18 protein-coding genes are annotated in these 22,323 nt (G+C 45.3%); 14 read left to right on the forward strand and 4 right to left on the reverse strand.

Features of this window, described 5'->3' with window-relative positions:
* Positions 1-30 precede the first annotated feature (30 nt).
* A complete protein-coding gene (locus AACQ75_RS11295) occupies positions 31-2,916 on the forward strand; it encodes a DNA translocase FtsK (RefSeq protein WP_170888664.1) in 2,886 nt (961 codons plus the stop codon).
* A 105-nt stretch (positions 2,917-3,021) separates the two neighbouring features.
* Here AACQ75_RS11295 and AACQ75_RS11300 read toward each other — a convergent pair whose 3' ends face one another.
* Positions 3,022-3,189: a hypothetical protein gene (locus AACQ75_RS11300; RefSeq protein ID WP_017041998.1), complete on the reverse strand. Its 168-nt coding sequence runs from the start codon at positions 3,187-3,189 to the stop codon at positions 3,022-3,024.
* A gap of 306 nt (positions 3,190-3,495) precedes the next feature.
* On the opposite strand from AACQ75_RS11300, the gene htpX reads away from it, so the two are divergent.
* From htpX to AACQ75_RS11345, 9 genes are all read left to right on the forward strand, one after another.
* Positions 3,496-4,359, forward strand: coding sequence for a protease HtpX (htpX, locus tag AACQ75_RS11305; protein WP_170888665.1), 864 nt, complete (start codon positions 3,496-3,498; stop codon positions 4,357-4,359).
* Between the two features lie 220 nt (positions 4,360-4,579).
* A complete protein-coding gene (locus AACQ75_RS11310) occupies positions 4,580-4,999 on the forward strand; it encodes a nuclear transport factor 2 family protein (protein ID WP_170888666.1) in 420 nt (139 codons plus the stop codon).
* Complete coding sequence (locus AACQ75_RS11315; protein WP_170888667.1) at positions 4,996-5,718, forward strand: SDR family NAD(P)-dependent oxidoreductase; 723 nt, start codon at positions 4,996-4,998, stop codon at positions 5,716-5,718. Before AACQ75_RS11310 ends, AACQ75_RS11315 begins: the two co-directional genes overlap by 4 nt.
* A 30-nt stretch (positions 5,719-5,748) precedes the next feature.
* A complete protein-coding gene (locus tag AACQ75_RS11320) occupies positions 5,749-7,023 on the forward strand; it encodes an NAD(P)/FAD-dependent oxidoreductase (RefSeq protein WP_170888668.1) in 1,275 nt (424 codons plus the stop codon).
* On the forward strand, positions 7,023-7,763 hold the full coding sequence (locus AACQ75_RS11325) for a DUF1365 family protein (RefSeq protein WP_170888669.1): 741 nt from the start codon (positions 7,023-7,025) through the stop codon (positions 7,761-7,763). The genes AACQ75_RS11320 and AACQ75_RS11325 overlap by 1 nt, the downstream gene beginning before the upstream one ends.
* A 57-nt stretch (positions 7,764-7,820) precedes the next feature.
* Positions 7,821-9,068: an SAM-dependent methyltransferase gene (locus AACQ75_RS11330; protein WP_170888670.1), complete on the forward strand. Its 1,248-nt coding sequence runs from the start codon at positions 7,821-7,823 to the stop codon at positions 9,066-9,068.
* Positions 9,068-9,565 (forward strand): DUF2878 domain-containing protein, encoded by a 498-nt coding sequence (locus AACQ75_RS11335; RefSeq protein ID WP_170888671.1) that lies wholly within the window; start codon positions 9,068-9,070, stop codon positions 9,563-9,565. Before AACQ75_RS11330 ends, AACQ75_RS11335 begins: the two co-directional genes overlap by 1 nt.
* The gene (locus AACQ75_RS11340; RefSeq protein ID WP_017049909.1) at positions 9,543-10,121 is read left to right on the forward strand and encodes a chalcone isomerase family protein; all 579 of its coding nucleotides are present in this window, start codon (positions 9,543-9,545) and stop codon (positions 10,119-10,121) included. The genes AACQ75_RS11335 and AACQ75_RS11340 overlap by 23 nt, the downstream gene beginning before the upstream one ends.
* Positions 10,118-10,645, forward strand: a complete 528-nt coding sequence (locus tag AACQ75_RS11345; protein ID WP_170888672.1) for a DUF3833 domain-containing protein — start codon at positions 10,118-10,120, stop codon at positions 10,643-10,645. Before AACQ75_RS11340 ends, AACQ75_RS11345 begins: the two co-directional genes overlap by 4 nt.
* A gap of 44 nt (positions 10,646-10,689) precedes the next feature.
* Here the strand turns inward: AACQ75_RS11345 and AACQ75_RS11350 are convergent, their stop codons facing one another.
* Both AACQ75_RS11350 and AACQ75_RS11355 read right to left on the reverse strand, forming a co-directional pair.
* Positions 10,690-12,984, reverse strand: coding sequence for a YgiQ family radical SAM protein (locus AACQ75_RS11350; RefSeq protein ID WP_170888673.1), 2,295 nt, complete (start codon positions 12,982-12,984; stop codon positions 10,690-10,692).
* Between the two features lie 213 nt (positions 12,985-13,197).
* Positions 13,198-14,832: a S1 family peptidase gene (locus AACQ75_RS11355; RefSeq protein ID WP_231564204.1), complete on the reverse strand. Its 1,635-nt coding sequence runs from the start codon at positions 14,830-14,832 to the stop codon at positions 13,198-13,200.
* Between the two features lie 380 nt (positions 14,833-15,212).
* Between AACQ75_RS11355 and AACQ75_RS11360 the strand changes: the two genes are divergently transcribed.
* The 3 genes from AACQ75_RS11360 (at position 15,213) to AACQ75_RS11370 (ending at position 18,708) form a co-directional block, all read left to right on the forward strand.
* Positions 15,213-17,687 carry a sensor domain-containing phosphodiesterase gene (locus tag AACQ75_RS11360; protein WP_170888674.1) on the forward strand — a complete coding sequence of 825 codons (2,475 nt, stop codon included), beginning with the start codon at positions 15,213-15,215 and terminating at the stop codon, positions 17,685-17,687.
* A gap of 70 nt (positions 17,688-17,757) precedes the next feature.
* Entirely contained in the window at positions 17,758-18,438 is a 681-nt protein-coding gene (locus AACQ75_RS11365) for a hypothetical protein (RefSeq protein ID WP_013857157.1), read from the forward strand.
* 69 nt (positions 18,439-18,507) lie between these two features.
* Complete coding sequence (locus tag AACQ75_RS11370; RefSeq protein WP_010316942.1) at positions 18,508-18,708, forward strand: DUF4250 domain-containing protein; 201 nt, start codon at positions 18,508-18,510, stop codon at positions 18,706-18,708.
* Positions 18,709-18,781: 73 nt separating this feature from the next.
* On the opposite strand, the gene metR is transcribed toward AACQ75_RS11370, so the two are convergent.
* Positions 18,782-19,693 (reverse strand): HTH-type transcriptional regulator MetR, encoded by a 912-nt coding sequence (gene metR, locus AACQ75_RS11375; protein ID WP_170888691.1) that lies wholly within the window; start codon positions 19,691-19,693, stop codon positions 18,782-18,784.
* Between the two features lie 311 nt (positions 19,694-20,004).
* Here metR and metE point away from each other — a divergent pair, with 311 nt between their 5' ends.
* Complete coding sequence (gene metE / locus AACQ75_RS11380; protein ID WP_170888675.1) at positions 20,005-22,299, forward strand: 5-methyltetrahydropteroyltriglutamate--homocysteine S-methyltransferase; 2,295 nt, start codon at positions 20,005-20,007, stop codon at positions 22,297-22,299.
* Positions 22,300-22,323 lie beyond the last annotated feature (24 nt).

The raw sequence follows: 22,323 nt of genomic DNA on the forward strand, positions 1-22,323 counted from the left end.
GAGTGTTGGCGTTAATCAGAATCTAGGTTTATGTTCAAAGAGAACCAAAATAAAGTTGAGACCATTATTAAGACCAGCGAAGAGCCTCAGTCTTCACGCCTCAATGGATCGCAACGTCTGAAAGAGTGCGGGCTTATTGTCGCTGTGCTTGCCTCTGTGCTTCTTTCCATCGCTTTATTAACATTTAGTCCCGCCGATCCTTCATGGTCGCAAACCGCGTGGGGAGGCGATATTGAAAATGCAGGCGGTATTATTGGCGCATGGATTGCCGATACCTTGTTCTTTATTTTTGGATCGCTGGCCTACCCAATACCGCTCATGATTACCGTACTAGCATGGGTTTTTCTGCGTAAAAGAGAAGAGAATGAACCCCTTGATTTTGTGCTGTGGGGAACGCGTTTACTCGGCTTAACCATCTTGATTTTGACCAGTTGTGGCCTTGCGGATATCAACTTTGACGATATTTGGTATTTTTCATCTGGTGGTGTGATTGGGGATGTCTTAACCAGTTTGGCGCTGCCAACGCTTAATTTACTAGGCTCAACCTTAGTATTGCTCTTTTTATGGGGTGCTGGTTTTACGCTGCTAACGGGTATCTCCTGGCTAAGCATCGTGGAATGGTTAGGCACGATGAGTATTTCTCTTGGCGTTGCGTTGATCAATCGATTACGTGGTGAGAAAGATGAAGATATTGCGCCCGTTTTGTCGCCAATGGAATTGTCGCCGCTTGAATCATCATCCGCAGACTTAGCCGTTGTTGAGTCTAGTTCGCCAAATGAAGAATATGTCAAATCAGCCCTCGATGCGTTTGGGGCCGAGCAATACACGCCTGCGGTAGAGGTTGAAGAAGAGCTGGAACAGACTCACTCGCCAAGACGTTTTAATATTCACATGCCAGCGGCCAAAACTCAGGCTAACACTTCTCCTGAATTCAGTGAAACTCACTCAGATGAGGCGCCATTTGATCGCAGCAAGCAGCTTAGTGCAACGATTGAAGAGTTAGAATCTGTTGCGTTGGAAGAGGATGACCTTGCTCTTTCATCGGCAGACTGGGTAGATCAAAGAGCTAATGGGCATCAAGCATTAGCCAGTGCCGACCTCGATGCTAGTCAAGAGGCTCAGCAATATGCATGGGCAGAGGACGAAGAGGTGAGCGATCCGTCGCTTACGATGACAGAAGTTGATCTTGATGTGTCGCGTGTTGAACCGGTTATTTCCAATTTGGATGTGCTGGATGAAGATGAATCAGATCAAGCGTTGGCTGCTGATCTTGATGTGATGTCAGAAGATGACGAGCCACCGTTAGGCCAGCAAGATAGCGATGTGACGGCTTTTCAGAACATGGTGTCTTCGGCTCAGGCCAATATGGCGGCCAAGCAAAATCCGTTTTTAATGCAAAAAGAAACTAACCTGCCTAAACCGACGGAGCCACTACCGACGTTAGAGCTTCTGTATCACCCAGAAAAGCGTGAACACTTTATTGACCGAGAGGCATTAGAGGAGGTTGCTCGTTTGGTTGAATCTAAACTCGCGGATTACAAAATCCAAGCGCAAGTGGTTGATATCTTTCCGGGGCCGGTTATCACTCGTTTTGAATTAGATTTAGCTCCAGGCGTAAAAGTGAGCCGTATTTCTAGCCTATCGATGGATTTGGCGCGTTCTTTATCGGCAATGGCGGTGAGGGTGGTTGAAGTGATCCCCGGTAAACCTTATGTTGGTCTTGAACTGCCAAACATGAGTCGTCAAACCGTCTATTTGTCAGATGTTATAAAAAGCCGTCAATTCCAAGAAGCGAAATCACCCACGACCATCGTTTTAGGGCAAGACATTGCAGGCGAAGCACTGGTCGCGGATTTAGCCAAAATGCCGCACGTGTTGGTGGCTGGTACTACAGGTTCAGGTAAGTCGGTTGGGGTCAACGTGATGATCCTCAGCATGCTTTATAAAGCGAGCCCAGAAGACGTTCGCTTTATTATGATTGACCCGAAAATGTTAGAGCTATCGATCTACGAGGGTATTCCTCACCTGCTAGCTGAAGTCGTGACTGACATGAAAGACGCATCAAATGCTTTACGTTGGTGTGTGGGTGAAATGGAACGTCGTTATAAATTAATGTCTGTGCTTGGTGTGCGTAACATTAAAGGCTTCAATGATAAGCTAAAAATGGCCGCTGCTGCTGGTCATCCTATCCACGATCCCTTGTGGAGAGAAGGTGACAGTATGGAGAGTGAACCGCCACTGCTGGAAAAACTGCCTTACATTGTCGTTGTTGTTGATGAATTTGCTGATCTGATGATGGTGGTGGGTAAAAAAGTAGAAGAGTTGATCGCGCGTTTGGCACAAAAGGCTCGTGCTGCGGGTATTCACCTTATTTTGGCCACTCAGCGCCCATCGGTTGATGTGATCACCGGTTTAATCAAAGCGAATATTCCGACGCGCGTTGCGTTTACCGTTTCGACTAAAACCGACTCAAGAACTATTTTGGACCAAAGTGGTGCGGAATCACTGCTCGGTATGGGCGATATGCTCTATCTACCACCGGGTTCTAGCCACACGATCCGGGTTCACGGTGCGTTTGCCTCGGATGAAGATGTGCATGCGGTGGTAAACAACTGGAAAGCACGCGGTAAGCCGAACTACATAGAAGAGATCACTTATGGTGACCAAGGACCAGAAGCCTTGCTACCCGGTGAGAAGATGGAAAGTGATGAAGAAGTGGATCCGCTATTTGATCAAGTGGTTGAACATGTAGTGGAAACGCGTCGAGGTTCAGTTTCAGGAGTGCAACGCCGATTTAAAATCGGTTACAACCGCGCTGCAAGAATTGTAGAGCAGCTGGAAGCACAAGGTATTGTGAGCGCTCCCGGCCATAATGGTAATCGCGAAGTACTATCGCCAGCGCCGCCGCGAGATTAATCACGGTCATTGTAGGCAACACAAACAAAACAGCGCCACCCATCATGCCATGAGCGGCGCTGTTTCAATTTAGCTAGCATAAACTCTCGCCAGCCTTGCTAACGGCTATTTTTCTTGCATCAGCCCCATCAGTGCTTGTTGCGTGTCAGATATTTGCTGCTGCGCGGATGGTGTACTGCCAATTCCCAATTGTTGTTTAGCTTCATCTTCAGAGAGACCTAAGTGGCAACACAGTAAATCAATCGCCATTTGATAGTTGCTCGTTTCAGCCATGATGCTGTCCTTTGTCCGTCGAAAATGTCTGTTTCCCATGCAATGTAGTCACTTTAGCTGGGACTCTCAATACGACCAAAGTCTTATGCGTTCAATTGCTCATCACGTGCTGTAAGGGTAGGTTAACCATCTTGCTATTCAATAACAGATTTTAGAAAACTCGGCGTCAGACATTAAATGTTTCAATTTATCGCTTAACCTTGTTTTTCAAATCTTAGACTATATGTATATGAAAAATTGTGTAGGTTCATGCTAGCGTCGCTTGCAGCCTACACTCATAATAAGATTTTCATTCGGAGATAAGTAATGAAGCGAGTCATGTTATTTCTAGCAACCAACCTTGCGGTGGTTCTGGTTCTTAGCCTTGTATTAAATATTGTTTATGCTGTGACGGGGATGCAGCCGGGCAGTTTATCTGGCTTGCTCGTCATGGCCGCGTTGTTTGGTTTTGGCGGCTCATTTATTTCATTATTGATGTCAAAGAGCATAGCTCTGCGCTCGGTAGGTGGAATGGTGATTGAAAGTCCACGTAACGAAACTGAGCACTGGTTATTGCAAACTGTAAGTCGTCAAGCTCAGCAAGCGGGTATTGGTATGCCAACGGTAGCAATTTATGATTCACCGGACATCAACGCTTTTGCAACCGGCGCTAAACGTGATGATTCTCTCGTCGCTGTTTCAACGGGGCTATTGCACAGCATGACGCGTGACGAGGCCGAAGCGGTATTGGCGCATGAAGTGAGCCACATTGCCAATGGCGATATGGTTACGATGACTTTAATGCAAGGAGTGGTTAACACCTTCGTTATTTTCTTATCGCGCTTTATCGCAAACATCGTGTCGTCTCGTGATTCAGAAGAGGGTGGTGGTAGCAATATGATGGTTTATTTTGGCATCTCTATGGTGCTGGAATTGGTATTTGGCTTCCTCGCGAGCTTTATTACGATGTGGTATAGCCGTCATCGCGAATTCCACGCCGACGCAGGTGCAGCAAAGCTTGTGGGTAAACACAAGATGATTGCGGCGTTAGAGCGTTTAAAAATGGGGCAAGAATCTCAATTAGAAGGTTCCATGATGGCTTTTGGTATCAACGGTAAACGTTCAATGACGGAATTATTGATGAGTCACCCGCCGCTTGATAAACGCATCGCCGCTTTGCGCAATAGTTAATCTAAGCTAACTAAAAAGAGAAGGCCAGCGAATTACGCTGGCCTTTTTGATCGTCGTAACTATTGGAATTTTAGTCTTTATTTTCTTTTTTGATCTTAATTCCTTGCAACCACGTATGCATTGAAAAGATACAAAGTTATACAAGAAATATTTTGTATAACTAAGTGACTTGTACTATTTTGTACATGTGAAGTTTTTGTATAACTTATGGAAACGTACAATGGATGTCGAATCGGTTGCTCAAGTTTATCGTCAACTCAACAAAGAGAACTTGCCTTTATTACGTCAGGTTTATCACGACAATGTCCTTTTTGAGGATGCCGCTCATCGAATTGAAGGTTGGCGTGCGCTATCGGATTATTTTGCTCGTTTGTATCAGAACGTAGAGCGTTGTGATTTTACCATCCATGATCACCAGCAAGTCGGTGACTGCGGCTTTCTCACATGGACTATGTCTTTGCAGCATTCTCGGCTAGCTCGTGGAAAACTTATACAAGTGCAAGGGATGAGCCATCTCAAGTTTCAAGACAACCAAGTTATTTATCACCGTGATTACTTCGACTTGGGAGAAATGCTCTATGAGCACATTCCGCTGCTGGGAAGTGTTATTCGTTCGATCAAACAGAGGTTAGGGCAATGAAGAGTGTACTTATCACGGGAGCCACTTCTGGTATTGGTTATCAGCTAGCTGTTGATTATGCAAAAACGGGTTGGCAAGTTATTGCTTGTGGGCGTAACCAAGCCAAGCTTAATCAAATGCATCAAGAGTATCCGCAGATCCAAGGCATTTCGTTTGATATTACCGATTTTGAGCAAACGAAATCGGCTTTATCGCAACTGCCTTTTACTCCTTCACTGTGGATCCTCAACGCTGGCGATTGCGAATACATCGATCATGGTCAAATGGATTCACTTCGGTTTAAGCGTGTGTTTGACGTAAACGTTTTGGGTTTAGCTCATTGCATTGAGGCGATACAGCATCACTTTGTTGCTAACCACCGTGTGGCGATCGTTGGTTCCATCGCCAGTGAAATCGCGCTGCCAAGAGCAGAAGCCTATGGCGCTTCTAAAGCGGCGGTTAGTTACCTAGCACGCTCGCTCATGCAAGATTGGCGAGCGCAAGGTGTTGCTGTGACGATGATCTATCCTGGGTTTGTTGCCACGCCTTTGACTGATAAAAATAGTTTTTCGATGCCAATGATGGTCAGTGCCGAGTATGCATCGCAGGCGATTCGCCGTGGGTTGGAAAAAGGCAAAACCACCCTCTATTTTCCGGCCCGTTTTACGAGCCTATTACGTTTGATTGGCAGCTTACCTTACTCATGGCAAGGCAAATTAGTTGCGGCATTATTTAAATAACGATCTGTTTTGTAATTAAAGGAATTGAGTATGAAAATCGCCATTATTGGTAGCGGTATTTCCGGGTTAACATGCGGTTATTATCTGCATAAACATCATGATGTTACCGTGTTTGAAGCCAATCATTACATTGGTGGGCATACCGCCACCGTCGATATTGAGCTCGATGGTCAAAATCATGCAGTTGATACTGGTTTTATCGTGTACAACGACCGGACCTACCCAAATTTCATCGCAATGATGAATGAAATTGGCGTAAAAGGCATTCCGACTCAAATGAGCTTCAGTGTGCGTAATGATGCGAATGGGCTGGAATATAACGGTCATACCGCAACTACGTTGTTTGCACAAAAGCGGAACTGGTTAAACCCTGTCTTTTATCGCTTTATTTTTGAAATCATTCGCTTCAATCGGTTAGCGAAACAGCAAGCAGAACAAGCGCATCAATCAATGCAAACCTTAGGTGATTTCTTATTTGAGCACCAATTTTCTGACTATTTTTGTGAAAATTATATTTTACCGATGGGAGCGGCAATTTGGTCATCTTCCTTGGCTGATATGCGGGTTTTTCCGTTAAGTTTCTTTTTGCGTTTCTTCCTCAACCATGGCCTGCTAGAGATCACTAACCGACCACAATGGTATGTGGTTGAAGGCGGATCGCGCGCGTACATCGAACCCTTGACGCAAGGTTTTAAAGATAAGATTCATCTTGATAGCCCAGTTACACAAGTCAAACGCAGCTCGGCGGGTGTCGAGCTCGTTGTTAATGGGCAATCACACCACTTTGATCATGTAATTTTTGCATGTCACAGCGATCAGGCATTAGGTATGTTAGAGCAACCGACAGAGGCTGAGCAAGAAGTGCTCGGCGTAATGCACTATCAAGCCAATGAAGTCACTTTACATACCGACACATCACTGCTGCCTAAGCGAAAAGCCGCTTGGGCAGCTTGGAACTATTGGCTTGATGGCAGTCCAGATCAAGAATCGCGTTTACCAGCGCTGACCTACAATATGAATATCTTGCAGCATATTAAAGGCGCTCATACTTTTTGTGTATCGCTCAACAGCGGTGACCGCATTGCTGATGAGAAAGTTTTACGACAGTTTACTTATCACCACCCGGTATTTACCACGCAATCTATTGCGGCTCAGCAACGCAAGCCTGAAGTCAACGGTGTGAATAACACTTGGTACTGTGGCGCTTATTGGCGCAATGGTTTTCATGAAGATGGCGTGACCAGTGCGCTGGATGTGGTGACACAGCTTGAAGCGCAAGCGCAGCAGTTAAAAGGCGCGGCGTGATGGAGACGGAGCCCAACAGTTGTTTGATGGTTGGCATGGTACGTCATCGACGCTTTACTCCGATTGAACATGCGCTCAATTATCCATTGTTTATGCCGTGTATTGATCTCGATGAACTGGAGCAACTGAGTGATTCAGTTTGGGGGTTTGGCGAAAAATGGTGGCACTGGGCGCGTTTTCAGCGCGCCGATTATCTTGGTGAAGGGGATTTAAAACAGTGCATACAAGATAAAGTTCATGAGCTGACGGGTGACCGCTGCTCTGGAAAGGTGATGGCAGTATGTCACCTTCGTTATTTAGGAATCTATTTTAGCCCGGTTAATTTCTACTATCTTTATGATCAACAAGGTGAATGGCAATACTTGCTGGCCGAAGTGAGTAATACACCTTGGAATCAACGGCACTACTACGCGGTGAAAGCACAAGCGGGAGAAGAGCAGCAACAGTGGCGTCATCAAAAGGCGTTTCATGTTTCTCCCTTCAATCCTATTGATCAGCAATATCATTGGAAGTTGAAGCCGCTTGGTTCGTCATTGAGTGTACATTTGGAATGCCATAAAGAAGGTAAAGTTTTCGATGCGACTTTATCGATGAAGGCACAACTATTTAATTCAAAAAATTTACTCAAGTTATTGATCAAAACACCCGTGATGGCCGTAAAAGTGACAATAGGTATTTACTGGCATGCTTTAAAGCTGTGGCTTAAAGGAGCACCTTTCTACTCCAATCCACATTCATAAATACGCAAGATCTACACAGAGACAGTGTCTAAATAACAATAACAAGGAGAACGCTCAATGCTTAATTCACAAGCTCTCGCGTTGCCCAAGCAACTGACAGGGTTGCAAAAGAGTGCAAGAAGCTTCATTTTTCGCTGTCTACAGCGTTTAGACGTCGGCACTTTAACCATCATTGAAACCTTTTCCAATGAAGGCGCGTCCAGTCAGGAGACTTTTGGTGTACTTAAAGAGCATCAACCCCATGCAACTATTGAAATACATCATCCTCATTTTTATGCTCGTTTATTAAAAGGGGGTAGTATTGCAGCGGGTGAAGCCTATATGGATGGTTGGTGGGATAGCCCGAATTTGACCAGCCTAATGGAACTGATGGCTCGTAATGTCAGTGCATTAGATGGCATTGAAGCTCGCAGTAGTGTGTTGACCAAACTTTTTTATAAAGTCAGCCACTGGCTCAATCGAAATTCAATCGATAAAGCCAAAGAGAATATTCATGCCCACTACGATCTAGGCAATGATCTCTACCACACCTTTTTAGACAGTAATATGCTCTATTCCAGCGCGTTGTTTCTGCATCCGGATGAAACGTTAGAGCAGGCGCAAATCAATAAAATGGAACGTTTGTGCCAGCAGTTGCAACTCAAAGCAAGCGACCACGTGATTGAGATTGGCACCGGTTGGGGTGCGATGGCGATTTACATGGCCAAAACTTACGGCTGTCAGGTCACGACGACGACCATTTCTGAAGAGCAGCATTACTACACCGCACAGCAAATAGAGCGGCAGGGGCTGGAGAGTCAAATCACCTTGCTTAAGCAAGATTACCGCCTGCTACAAGGTCAGTACGATAAATTAGTCTCGATAGAGATGATCGAAGCGGTCGGTAAAGAGTACCTCGACTCTTATATTGAAAAGTGCCAGTCACTGCTAAAACCCAATGGTTTGATGGCGATTCAAGCCATCACCATCGCTGATCAACGTTATGATTATTACAGCAATAATGTCGATTTCATTCAGAAATACATTTTCCCCGGCGGTTTTTTACCCTCAATTACCGCATTGACAACGGCGGCGACACAGCACAGTGATTTAGTGGTTCGCAACCTGTTTGATCTTGGTCCTGACTATGCGCATACGCTCGCTCATTGGCGTCACCGTTTTGAGCTTGCAAAACATCAGGTTTCACAACTTGGGTATGATGAGCGATTCACCCGTATGTGGCGTTACTATTTCTGCTACTGCGAGGGGGGATTTTTAGCAAAATCCATCAGCACTGTACATATGACTTTGCAAAGACCGATGTAATGAAGACGCTGTTTGCGGTCTCTCTTTGGTTTCAAGCGATCTGGTTTGTTGCTGTATTGGGGACAGAACGTTTGCAGTGGTTGGCATTGACCATGATGTTAGCCGCATTGATGTTTTCCTTGCGGCACTTCTCTTATCCTTTGGAAAGGGTGATTGCGTTAACCATGTTGGGTATTGTTATCGATACCCTTAATCAGTATTTCGGATTATTACGCTTTGCTACTAATGACTTTCCCATTTGGTTAATGGTGTTGTGGGGTGCTTTTTCTTGGTATGCCTCCCATTTAGTGGTGCTGCTGAAACGTTATCCATCCAAACTCATTTGTTTGGTGGTCGGCGTGTTAGGTAGTTTAAGTTATTGGGCGGCAGAACGTTTAGGCGCTGTACATTTTGATTGGCCATTGAGTTTGACTATTGCCATCTTGTGGCTGCAGTGGGTGATGATCGGTACATTGATACTTAGGATATTTAGCGATGATGTTAGCAAAGAGAAATAGGCTAAGAAAATTCAATCTGTTACTGATAGTGATTGCCTTTCACAGCTTGGTGAATAATGCTTTTGCGGCGGTGGCAGACGATAAACTGACCGAGTGGCAAACTTGGCCAGTGATTGGCCAAGCGAATTTAAGCTGGTTATGGCTAGATATTTATTCCTCGCAGCTTCGTACCCCATCAGGGCAGTACGAGCAAGGAAGCGATTTATCACCCCATCCCTTGGCGCTTGAAATTGAATATCAGCGCGACATCAGTAGTAAACAGCTGGTGGAATCGACCGCAGAGCAGTGGCAAAAACTCAAATTAACCGAGCAACAAATTGCACCGTGGCTGGTGCACCTATCGTCCATTTTCCCCAGCGTTACTGAGGGCGATCGCTTGATTTACACCTCCGATGGGCAGCAGGGCGCTTTTATTTTTCATCCTAAGAATGGTGTTCAAGCCCAGGTTGGTACAGTAGTCGACGAAGCGTTAAATGACGCCTTTCTCGCGATATGGTTGTCGCCACAGACGCAATACCCACACTTACGCAAGCAATTGATAGGAATGCAACCATGAAAGCGATAGCCAGACGCAGTTATCTGTTACTTCTACTTTGGTTAGTGGGGTGCAGCGCTGATCTCACTCAATACCAATCCACGCAACCTAAGTTTGATCTATTTGAGTACTTCTCTGGTCGAACGTTAGCATGGGGGATGGTGCAAGATTATACGGGGATGCAAACGCGTCGTTTCGAGGTTGCCATCGACGGAACAGTTGAGGGGAATAAACTCACTTTGGTTGAAGACTTCAATTTTGATGATGGTGAAAAAAGCCAAAGAGTATGGGTGATTGAACGTTTTGCTGATGAAAAATATATCGGTCAAGCGGATGATGTATTAGGCCAAGCCCAAGGGGAAGAAGTGGGTAACGCTTTGCTTTGGCAATATGATTTTTCCTTACCTTATGGTGATTCTACGCTAACCGTTACCTTTGACGACTGGCTTTATCGGCAAGATGAAAAGCGGGTGTTTAACCTGACTAAAATTAAAAAATTTGGTATCGAGGTCGGTAAACTAACGCTGTTCTTTGAAAAACAATAAGGCTCCTTTCGGAGCCTTATTGTGCTGATCATATGGCTTTGGAATTATCGCTGTTCTGCGCGTGGCGCTCTTGGTTTAGAGGTTTGAGCAAACGGTTTGCCTTTACTTGTCGGGCGAGAGTGTGCAGGTTTAGATGCACCGCCTTGGTTTTTCTTACCGTTGTCTGTCGCGCTGCTAGCGCGTGATTTGCTTGGTGAAGTAGCGCTCTCTTTACGCGGGTTAAGAGCATCAAAGCCCGGCTGAGTTTTGGTGTGTTTGGTTGCAAAACGGTTCGCTCCGTGACGGCCAGATTTACGACGCTGCGCAGGCGTGAGTGCATCGACATCATTCGCAGGCACTAAGCAGTTAGGTTTATCACCAATCAAATGCTTTTTACCCATGTTGATCAAGGCTTCACGGATAATCGGCCAGTTTAATGGGTCATGATAGCGTAACAGCGCTTTGTGCAGCCTGCGTTGACGCTCTCCCTTCGCGACAGTCACTTCTTCACGTTTTTTGTATTTCACCCGTTTGAGCGGGTTAGTCTCTGAGTAATACATCGCGGTTGCATTACACATTGGCGATGGATAGAAGTTCTGCACCTGATCACACTCAAAATTGTTTGATTTTAGCCACAGTGCCAAATTGAGCATATCTTCATCTTCCGTACCGGGATGCGCGGAAATAAAGTACGGGATGAGGTACTGTTTCTTACCTGCTTCAGCGCTGTACTTCTCAAACATCTCTTTGAAGCGATTATAGGTGCCCATGCCCGGTTTCATCATCAGATCGAGCGGATTCTTCTCGGTATGTTCTGGGGCGATCTTGAGATAGCCTCCTACGTGATGCGTGACCAATTCACGTACATATTCAGGAGATTCAATCGCCAAGTCATAACGCACACCAGAGGCGATCATCACTTTTTTAATGCCTTTGACTTTGCGCGCTTCACGATAGAGATCAATCGTATGTTTGTGGTCGGTATTGAGCTTATGGCAAATCCCAGGGAAAACACACGATGGGCGGCGGCAGTTCATCTCAGCTTTAGGATCACTACAACCTAAACGGTACATGTTCGCCGTTGGCCCACCCAAATCCGAAATGGTTCCAGTAAAGCCGGGAACTTTATCGCGGATCTCTTCCATCTCATTCAAAATCGACTCTTTTGAACGGTTTTGGATAATGCGTCCTTCATGTTCGGTAATCGAGCAGAATGAACAACCACCAAAGCAGCCGCGCATGATATTAACCGAGGTTTTGATCATGTCATAAGCAGGAATTTTACTTTTGCCATACATGGGGTGGGGCACGCGTGCGTAGCTCAGGCCAAACACGTAATCCATCTCTTCTGTGGTGAGTGGGATCGGGGCTTGGTTGACCCACAACTCACGGTCGCCATGACGCTGAATCAGCGCCCGGCCGGAATAGGGGTTGGTTTCTAAATGCAGTACACGGCTTGCATGCGCGTATAAAATCCGGTCATTATTGAGCTTTTCAAAAGCAGGCAAACGAACCGCTGTTGTCGCGGCATCATGGCGAGAAAGACGAATGGTGATTGGCTTTGCTTCGGCTTCTTTTTCTTGATTGGTTTCACACTGCGTTTCCACCGCGTAAGGGTTCACGGGAACAAACGCTTTACCCGGTTTCTCAATACGTGATGAGTCAATGATGGTGTAATGTTCAGGCTCAGCGGCCAGGTTCACGGCTGTGCCGCGAATATTGGTCATATCAGCGATATTATCGCCATTGGCTAAGCGGTGCGCTACTTCAACCAATGCGCGCTCTGCGTTACCAAACAGCAGTATGTCGGCTTTGGCATCAAACAGCACAGAACGGCGCACTTTGTCTGACCAATAATCATAATGGGCAACGCGGCGCAAACTTGCTTCAATACCACCGAGTACCAGTGGCACATCTTTATAGGCCTCACGACAACGCTGCGAATAGACAAGTGTGGCGCGATCTGGACGTTTGCCACCTTCATTATTGGGTGTGTACGCATCATCATGACGTAATTTTTTGTCAGAGGTGTAGCGGTTGATCATCGAATCCATGTTGCCGGCCGTGATGCCAAAAAACAGGTTAGGTTTTCCCAGCGCCATGAAAGCGTCTTTATTTTGCCATTGCGGCTGGGCAATGATCCCAACGCGAAAGCCTTGCGCTTCGAGTAAACGGCCAATGATCGCCATACCAAAACTGGGGTGATCCACATAAGCGTCACCCGTGACGATCACGATGTCACAGCTGTCCCATCCTAGGGCATCCATCTCCTTTTTACTGGTTGGCAGGAAAGGTGCGGTTCCAAAGCACTCTGCCCAGTATTTTTTATATTGATGAATAGGAGTGACGTTGCTGTGCATATTTTGACCTCTGATTAATGAGCCGCGCATTATAACGACTTGCACTGGTAGTATCTAGCGGAACATTGGCTTTGCGTTCTATTTATAAAGAAAATTATTAATAAAGTGAGCGGTAAGTGTGTCGGAGAGATACTAAGTGATATGTGATAAAAAGGATGCACCAATAGTAAAAAGGTCAACCAGTAATAAAACGGGTTGACCTTTAGACAAGAGTTAGTGGCTCAAGTAACGACGTCGAATCAATAAGGCGGCCAGCATTGACAATAAAGTCATTCCACCAGTACTACCGCCGCCTGAACCTCCTGAAAGTGGGGGTAAGGTAAAGGAGTAAGGCTTTTCATATTTCAAATTTTTGATGTAAGCCGCATCACTGCCGGTTGGTGTGCTTGATGTCTTTACGTATTCAAAGCGGATATCGTTGACTTCTTCATTCAAATATAACGTTCTGCTGCCACTACGTTCACCATCTTCGATTATGTAAGTGCTACCGTTCACTTTCACAATTAAGGAATCATAAATAAAAGTAGAGGAGACTTGGAAATCAAAACTTACTTTTCCTTTAGGGACGTTTTCAAGAAACAAAACCGATCTCGCTTTATCGTTCATAATGGCAGAACGTAGCCAACCATCTTCTTCTAGCCAAGGGTTTACATTCACACTAAGACTGCTATTGGGTACGGTAATTAACCCCTCTAGTGATTTTGAAGCAGGTTGTAGAACCGTATTGAGCTTTAGTGACGAGGTGACGGTTCCTAAATTTAGTGGGCTGTTAGTGTCAATCTCTAAGCGCACATCAGCAGGTATCATTGAATCAATGGTATAAGAAACATCAACATAACATTGGCTACTCGGAGCCAAGCCTTGTGAACAGTTTTCGGCTGTGATATTTGCAGAAGCTGGAGACAGTATGACGTTGTTTGCGGTAATAATCTCATCAGAGCCGTTTACAAAATTAAAGCGATGGGTATGAAGCCCATACTTAATCTCGTTTTTGTGTTGAGATTGTCGGAAAGAAACCTTTGATGTTCTTTGAGTCAGCCAATCATTAAAATGGTCGACTTTGGCATAAACGCCAGCCGCGTCTTGTAAGCCGCAACCACGCCCCCAACTAACGACACCATATTGAATAAAATTACCGCCGTCATTGATAAAAACGGGGCCACCGCTATCACCTTGGCAGGTATCTTGCGGGTAACTGCTCGCACAAAAAGCATCATTTTGTATATCTAAATAGCCGCCACCCAAAGTTCTGCACTGTGCAGTACCAATTAACGATATTTCGGCTTTACGCAAGATTTGAGAAGGATTGCTCGATTTATTCAACAGTTGGCTGTAACTCGTTGCCCCAAAGCCAATTATCTCTAAAGCCGTGCCAGCGGCTAGCGTATCAAGTGCACCAGTATTAGGGCGAGTGACTGCTTGTATTGGTAATGAGTTTTCTAATTCAAGAATGGCGATGTCGTTGGATCTTTCGTTATAGTCAGCATGAGTTTCATCATCATAAGCTTCATGATAATAGATTTGTTTGACTTTTACCCGGCGACCAGCATTAGTACGTAAGTCATACGCTCCAACCGTCACTTCAATATCCTCTGCATTGAGCGGGTTTTTTCCTGCTACGCAGTGAGCGGCGGTAAGTACATACTTATCACCCAAGTAGCTGCCACCACAAAAAGAGCTTTGAAGAGTTGAATAGTGTAAGGCAACCATAAAGGGAAAGCTACCCGCGTCAGCAGGAGTTCCATTGATGATTCTAGTTGATATTCCGGATTCCGTTCCAGAAGCACTGAACTGAAAAGATGTAAACAGAAGCGCTCCTAGCGCGACTGAAAAAAGGGGTTTGTTCATGAGTACCTCGGATTAGTTTTTCCAGCACCTCTTAGGTGTGGGAACGGTACCATATAGAGGCTGATGAATCTCGTCAATCAGTAATAATTATCATATCGACAAGATATATTAATCAGATAAGGCAAGTTAATGTATTTTGTTAGCTTATTTAATGAACAGGTCGGCTAATTTGTGTTCGTAATTTTATTTCGATGATGACAATTCTAGGCTACTCCTTTTGAGGTGTATTGATGTTCGGCGTTTTTTATATGGCTTGTCTGGCCTAAAATAATAAATAAGCAACTGCATTTACATCATTAGTGCTAACTCACGGCTTGTGATTAAGTTTTGCTCTATGCTGTGCCATTAATGGTAAATCATTTGAATGAGTTGGAGTCTATATGACACAGGTGAAGTCTCAAGAGCTACGAGAAAAGGCAGTGCTTCGAGAACGGCCAGTGGCTCGATATGATGCGATTGATTGGTCGTTTAACCTGACGACTTCCGAGTTTATTTGTGATCTGAAAGCGGCGAATGCGTTATTTCATTCCAGTGTTTCGATAGCCAATATCCAAGAACTCTTGCGTTATATGACGCCGAGCAAAGCTGCAGAGATGAAGCGCTGCTTCAAGTATGTGATTGAAAGTGGCAAAAGCCATGCTTTAAATTGCAACCTTGTTATTTCGGATCAGGCGTTAACTTATGTGGAGATTTTTATCGAGCGTACTTCTCTCACGCAGTTGCAAGGTACGATTCGACCGCTGCTCAAACTGGAATCATTGCAAGAGGTGGCCAAGCTTTTTGAAGGAGTGTTTGATAATACACATCATGGTTTGATCCTAACCGACGATCAAACGCGGGTTTTGGCTTGTAACCACTATTTTGAGCAGCATTCAGGTTTCAAACAAAATGAGCTACTTGGATTAAAAGCCAACCTATTTAATGCAGGCAAGCATTCCAAAGAGTTTTACCAATCGATGTGGCATGACATCAACACCAAAGATCATTGGAGCGGTGTCATTCTCAATCGTCGGGCATCTGGGCTGGTTGCACCACAAGAATTAACTATTCAAAAAATCGTACTGCAAGATGGTCGAGTGTTCTTTGTAGGGATGACGCTTGATTTAGCCGATAATCTTCACCGCGTAGCCGATACGGCACTTGGGGATATCGATCTTTTGACGCAACTGCCTACCGAACAAAAGTTTAAAGCCTTGCTCGAAACATATTGCATGGAGTACCCCAAAGGTCAAACACAAATTGTTTTGGCTTTTCAACCTGCGTTTGAATCAGATCGACACCATGTAGAAACTTTAATGCTTTCCAGTTTTTTGGCGCGCTGTAAAGAAGCTAAGTTGGTGGGCTATGTGGGAAAAGATATTTATTTAGTGAGTTTGAGTTGTTCAGAGTGCCAAAAAAACACAGATTTTCGTCTCATCCAGCATGCGATCCGCCGCTTTATGAAAGAGTTAAAGAACGAATCCAGCTCACATACCGCGATTATTAATGGCCGAATCGGTGTGTCTGTTTTAGGGTTCGATGCAAAAACGCCAGCTCGAATGGTGACGCATGCGATGCAAGCAATGCTTGAACAACATGCAGGGGAAGCTCGTAACATCAGTTTCTATCACAGTGAAATACATCAACAAGTGAAACGTAGAAAAAACTTGGAAGACAGAGTCGCTAAAGCGATTGCGCAGAAAGACTTGGAGATACACTACCAACCGATTGTCGATACTAAAACATGGAACATTGCGAAATTCGAAGCGTTATGCCGTTTTAAGCCTGTGCCCGATTTACCTTTTACCACGCAAGAAATGATTGGTATCGCGGAAGATCTGGATTTGATTGCCGAGCTTGATCGTTGTGTCAGTATCTTGTCTTTGCAAGATTTACCAAAGATAAAAACCTTGTTTGGCCAAGGTGTTGGGGTAACGATCAACCGCTCTTTCAATACCAAAATGGATGCGACGCAGATTTTAACCAATACCATGGAGATCATTGATCGCTACACGGATACGCCTCAATCAGTCACCATTGAGCTAACCGAAAGCGCCTATTTTGATAGTCAATCTCATCAGGTTGATGCCCTCAATGCTCTTCGATCGCGTGGCGTAACGGTTGCAATTGATGATTTTGGTACGGGTTATTCCTCTTTTACCTACCTCAGTGATTGCAATTTTGATTATTTAAAAATAGATCGCGAGTTTATCACAGACATTCAGGTCAATAGCAATAAGTACAGCATTGTTAAAATGATCACTGAGCTGTCGCATACACTCGGCGTGAAAGTGGTTGCTGAAGGGGTGGAAACAGAGCATGAGGTTTGGGTGCTTAAATCATTGGGTATTGACTACATACAAGGCTATATTTTTTCAAAACCACTACCGCTTAAGGAACTGGTTCGGGCCAAGGAGTATCGTAACCGTTTTGCGTATTCAGGCGCTAAAGTGGAACAAGAGCGAAAGCCCAACTGTTTGCTCAATCTGTTCAAAGAGGGGAAACCACATTTGGATCCCAGTGAGCCAATCTCTCTTGCTTATCAGTATATTAAAGCGACTAAAGTTGATGTGCTGCCAGTCGTCAATCAAGGAGAGTGTGTCGGCATCGTCGATGTAGCCTCACTCAATTTATATCTGACGCCGAACATGGGGACCGATCTTGAAACCACGCGTGAAGCGGCCGTATGGCGTAAGCCCGTGAATCAGATCATGAAATTTCATTTCACTCAGCTTGACGCGTACACCGAGCTAAATCAAGTGGTGAATTTGATCGAAAAAGGACATGATTTTCCATGGGTACTGGTCGATAACACTCGTTACAAAGGCTTATTGACTCAAGCGGACGTACTGAGGTATTTGGCCGAAAGTCAGTAACCTTCTCTGGGCATCCGCGCTTACTCTTTGCTATTATCGCGCCCAGATGTTTCCAGATGATGTTTAGATTATGATTCAAACCTTACTTTCTGTTTTTTCACCCATGCTGCTCGGTGCGCAAATCTTACTGACGTTAGTGCTGGTCAAAGGGGATATTTGTCCTGGACAACGTGGCCGTATTCATCGCGTCTTGCCAGCCATTGGTGTGCTTTGGTTGGCAGTGGCTTCACTAAAAATTGAAGCCTTTTTGGTCGTCTTTTCCATTTTCTATTTCTATTCACAAGTTCAAACCAAGAAAACTCGAGATGAAGGCCCGTTATGGGCACTGTATTTGGCGAATGGCCTTGCCTTGGCTTATGTCGCGATTCAGATATCAGAGCAGGGTCATTGGTCAGCTTCTATCGCCATGTTGTTGTTGGTTGGTTTGCTGGGCGCGAGTTTTTCACACCTTCTACTAACGATAGCGCGCTCGCGTTTACAAGCTTTCCATCGAGTTCTACCCGTTGTGGGCATTCTCTGCTCGATGGGGATCGCTTTATGCGTTGTGCCGCACGCGTACGGGTTAGATGATGAAACGTTGGCTCGAGCAACATTGCCGTTACTAACGACATTCGGTTTCATGATTGCAGGTATTATCGTGTGGTGCTGGCATATCCTGTTTGCCAAAAGCGCTGAGAAAATTCAATTAACGGCAGCCTTGTTATTGATGTTGGCTGCCAGTATTTGTTTTCAAGGTTTGTTTAATCTCTAGACCTGGGTCACTCTTTAGTGCGAATTTTACCGCTAGTCTTTAGTGGTCTCTTTGCTATAGGAGTGAGCCATGGATTTGAGTAACGTCAGCCGTTTTGATAGCAATATATTACTTGGCATCGTCAATGAGAAGCTACGCTTAGAGTGTGACAGCTTCGAAGAGCTTGCCAGTATGTATGAAATGGATAGAGAAAATGTAGTCGGTAAGCTGGATGTTTTAGGCTACCAATACGACCCACTGACCAACCAATTTAAAGCGAACCAACGCTAGTGCTAAGCAGCGTGCAGTGACAGTTAACCAACCGCACTGTCATTCAAATAGCCATGTCGATACGACGAATAGTTTAAGCCATCTTGATCCCGTCAAGGTGGCTTTTGCATTGTTGGCGCGCGGTGGCAAAAAAAGCTTGTAAATAGTGGCGATCTTTTTCGCTGTGGCGTGTTGCGGCAAATAGTCGACGCCATAAACCTTTTCCTAGTGGCTTGCTGATGATAAGCCCCTGCCTAGAGAACTCGCTGATGGCCCAATTTGGCAGTGCTGCCACACCTAATCCAGCAGAGACCATTTGTACTAGCATCAAAGTGTTGTCGGCTTGTTTCCACTTCGCGGGTTCAACACTAGCAGGTTGTAGAAAGTGTTTCACCACATCCAAACGCTGCTTTTGTACGGGGTAAGTGAGCATCGTTTGTGAGGCGAGATCCTCTGGTTCAATCACCGATTTTCCTGCAAGTGGGTGAGTTGTAGAGGTGATAAGGCGCATTTCAAAATCAAAGAGTGGTTCGTAATGTACCTCTGAGCGAGGCAAAATATCGGAAGTGATGACCAAATCAAGTTCGCCGGCCAGCAATGCGGGTAAAGGTTCAAAGCCAAAGCCGGACGAAAAATCTAACGTCACACTTGGCCAAGCAAGCTGATATTCGCGCAGCGCTGGCATCAACCATTGAAAGCAAGAGTGACATTCAATCGCCATGTGTAAGCGCCCATTGACGTCTTCTTTCAAACTGGCTAAATCATTTTCAGCTCTGGCCAGCTTTGGCAGGATCTCGTCAGCCAGTTTCAGTAGGATCTCTCCTTCTGAGGTAAATTTCACTGGGCGAGTTTTACGTAGAAACAGTGGCCCGCCAATGCGTGTCTCGAGATCTTTAATCTGATGTGAAAGGGCCGATTGCGTCAAATGGAGCGCGGTAGCTGTTGAGGTGAGTGAGCCGCTGTCCCTTAAAGAAACTAAAGTCTTCAGATGCTTAAGTTCAATCATTGCCATTATTTTCCTTCATTCCTTTGAGAGAACGGTAGTTGATACCAATATCGTGGGTCGCATCAACACGGTGACCATTCTGCTGTTCTGAGCTAAGTTACGCTTTTAATATGGAGCTGTAAACATCTAGACGTCTATTTATCTTGATGTCAATTAAAGCTCTCTGCAATCAACATGAATTTTTTTAATAAACAAGTTGAATAATTGCACCTTGTCTGTGGGTCAGTTTAGATGGATAGTCTAGCCATCCAGACATCTTTATCTTATGCGATAAAGAATCAGACACGATCAACAGCAAAAGGACTAGGGACATGACAACGACGACTCACATCTTAGGTTATCCACGCATTGGTGAAAAACGCGAACTGAAATTTGCGTTAGAAAAATATTGGCGTGGCGAAAGCGATCAAGCGCAGTTACTGCAAGTGGGGCATGACATTCGTCAGAAAAACTGGGCTGAGCAGCAACAAGCGGGTCTGAGTTTTTCAACCGTAGGCGATTTCGCTTGGTACGATCACGTACTCACAACCACATTGCTCCTTGGACACGTTCCTAAACGTCATAAAAACGGCTTTCCAGATTTAGATACACTCTTTCGCGTTGGACGTGGTCAATCACAAGCGGGTTGCGGCTGTAGCGGAAGCGCAGCTTCTGATATGACTAAATGGTTTAATACCAATTATCACTACCTTGTGCCGGAGTTCAGTCAAGACGATACGTTCGAAGTCAGCTGGCCTCAACTGTTTGAGGAAGTCAATGAAGCGTCGAAAGCAGGCCACCAAGTTAAGCCTGTACTGCTTGGCCCGCTGAGCTACCTCTACTTGGGTAAAGAGGTCGAAGAGGGATTTGATCGCCTGACCTTACTGCCTCGTTTATTGACCGCTTATCAAGCAATTTTAGCTAAGCTTGCTAAACAAGGAGTGGAATGGGTACAAATCGATGAGCCTATTTTAGCGTTAGAGCTAGAACCAAAGTGGCAAGATGCATTTAAGTTGGCTTATCAAGTGATCGCTGGTGATGTAAAACTGTTACTGACTACTTATTTTGATTCGGTGCTTGATACGCTCGATAAAATCATTGAGCTACCAGTAAATGGATTGCACATCGATCTCTCCGCTTCTGCCGATCAATTGAACGCGGTACTAGAGAAATTGCCAAAAAATTGGGTACTTTCGGCAGGTGTGGTCAATGGACGCAATGTGTGGCGCGCCGATCTTGCGACGTTATTGGCTCGTTTACAGCCAGTGAAGCAGCAACTTGGGGATCGTCTGTGGATTGCGAGCTCGTGTTCACTCTTGCATAGCCCGGTCGATTTAGATCTTGAGCAGCAGCTCAGTGATGAAGTACAAAGTTGGTTTGCATTTGCCAAACAAAAAGTGACAGAAGTTGCTTTACTTGGTAAGGCACTGGACGGTGATGACGCGGCGATTCTGGCCTGTGAAACTTATAGCCAACCGATACTTGCACGTAAAACGGCAACTCACGTTAATAAACCGCATGTACAGGCGAGAGTCAACAGCATAACGGCGGCACTCTCTGAGCGCAGTGCACCTTATTCAGAGCGCGCTCATCACCAAGCTGAAGTGTTAGGGTTGCCATTTTTGCCAACGACAACCATAGGCTCATTCCCTCAAACGAGTGAGATCCGTCATCAGCGCAGTGCTTACCGTCAAGGTAAACTGGCATACGCTGATTATATCAATGCATTGAAAGGGCACATTGCCGATGCAGTAAAACGTCAAGAGGCACTTGATCTCGATGTGTTAGTGCACGGTGAAGCTGAGCGTAACGACATGGTGGAGTACTTTGCTGAAAACTTAGCCGGTTTCCAGACTACGCAATTTGGCTGGGTGCAAAGTTACGGCTCACGCTGCGTAAAACCGGCTATCGTGGTGGCCGATATTGAACGTGAAAAACCGATTACGGTGGAGTGGTCTACTTATGCTCAATCATTGACTGCGAAGCAAATGAAAGGAATGTTGACTGGGCCTGTAACGATTTTATGCTGGACGTTTCCTCGTGAAGATGTTTCTCGTCAAACCATCACTCAGCAGTTGGCTTTTGCTTTGCGTGATGAAGTGGCAGACCTGCAGCAAGCGGGCATTAACATCATCCAAATTGATGAACCTGCGATTCGTGAAGGGTTGCCATTGAAGAAGCGTGACCATCAAGCATATCTGGCGTGGGCGGTTGAGGCATTTAAAATTGCGGCGGCGAGTGCGAAACCCGAAACGCAGATCCACACTCACATGTGTTACAGCGAATTTAATGAAATCATTGACTCAGTAGCGGCACTGGATGCCGATGTGATTACGATTGAAACTTCTCGCTCGAATATGGAACTGCTCAAAGCGTTTGAAGAGTTTAACTACCCGAATGAAATTGGCCCAGGTGTGTACGATATTCACTCGCCAAACATTCCCTCTCAAGAGTGGATTGAAGGTTTGTTGCGTAAAGCGGCGGAAAAAATTCCAGCAGAGAGATTATGGGTTAACCCTGATTGCGGCTTAAAAACGCGCAATTGGAATGAAGTGGAGGCAGCACTGACCAACTTAGTGTCAGCAGCTAAAACGCTGCGCAAAGAGCTTAAACCCCAGCAAAGTTAAGCCACATTAATCTTGACAGAGGCC

Source organism: Vibrio sp. B1-2 (assembly GCF_963888445.1).
Classification (GTDB): Bacteria; Pseudomonadota; Gammaproteobacteria; order Enterobacterales; family Vibrionaceae; genus Vibrio; species Vibrio anguillarum.

Bases quoted from the DNA above. Each gene is read 5' to 3' on its own strand.
- htpX (WP_170888665.1), top strand. From the start codon at position 3,496: ATGAAGCGAGTCATGTTATTTCTAGCAACCAACCTTGCGGTGGTTCTG.
- AACQ75_RS11360 (WP_170888674.1), top strand. From the start codon at position 15,213: ATGACACAGGTGAAGTCTCAAGAGCTACGAGAAAAGGCAGTGCTTCGA.
- AACQ75_RS11345 (WP_170888672.1), top strand. From the start codon at position 10,118: ATGAAAGCGATAGCCAGACGCAGTTATCTGTTACTTCTACTTTGGTTA.
- AACQ75_RS11325 (WP_170888669.1), top strand. From the start codon at position 7,023: ATGGAGACGGAGCCCAACAGTTGTTTGATGGTTGGCATGGTACGTCAT.
- AACQ75_RS11330 (WP_170888670.1), top strand. From the start codon at position 7,821: ATGCTTAATTCACAAGCTCTCGCGTTGCCCAAGCAACTGACAGGGTTG.
- AACQ75_RS11320 (WP_170888668.1), top strand. From the start codon at position 5,749: ATGAAAATCGCCATTATTGGTAGCGGTATTTCCGGGTTAACATGCGGT.
- AACQ75_RS11315 (WP_170888667.1), top strand. From the start codon at position 4,996: ATGAAGAGTGTACTTATCACGGGAGCCACTTCTGGTATTGGTTATCAG.
- AACQ75_RS11335 (WP_170888671.1), top strand. From the start codon at position 9,068: ATGAAGACGCTGTTTGCGGTCTCTCTTTGGTTTCAAGCGATCTGGTTT.
- AACQ75_RS11295 (WP_170888664.1), top strand. From the start codon at position 31: ATGTTCAAAGAGAACCAAAATAAAGTTGAGACCATTATTAAGACCAGC.
- metE (WP_170888675.1), top strand. From the start codon at position 20,005: ATGACAACGACGACTCACATCTTAGGTTATCCACGCATTGGTGAAAAA.
- AACQ75_RS11350 (WP_170888673.1), bottom strand. From the start codon at position 12,984: ATGCACAGCAACGTCACTCCTATTCATCAATATAAAAAATACTGGGCA.
- AACQ75_RS11340 (WP_017049909.1), top strand. From the start codon at position 9,543: ATGATGTTAGCAAAGAGAAATAGGCTAAGAAAATTCAATCTGTTACTG.
- AACQ75_RS11300 (WP_017041998.1), bottom strand. From the start codon at position 3,189: ATGGCTGAAACGAGCAACTATCAAATGGCGATTGATTTACTGTGTTGC.
- AACQ75_RS11365 (WP_013857157.1), top strand. From the start codon at position 17,758: ATGATTCAAACCTTACTTTCTGTTTTTTCACCCATGCTGCTCGGTGCG.
- AACQ75_RS11370 (WP_010316942.1), top strand. From the start codon at position 18,508: ATGGATTTGAGTAACGTCAGCCGTTTTGATAGCAATATATTACTTGGC.
- AACQ75_RS11355 (WP_231564204.1), bottom strand. From the start codon at position 14,832: ATGAACAAACCCCTTTTTTCAGTCGCGCTAGGAGCGCTTCTGTTTACA.
- metR (WP_170888691.1), bottom strand. From the start codon at position 19,693: ATGATTGAACTTAAGCATCTGAAGACTTTAGTTTCTTTAAGGGACAGC.
- AACQ75_RS11310 (WP_170888666.1), top strand. From the start codon at position 4,580: ATGGATGTCGAATCGGTTGCTCAAGTTTATCGTCAACTCAACAAAGAG.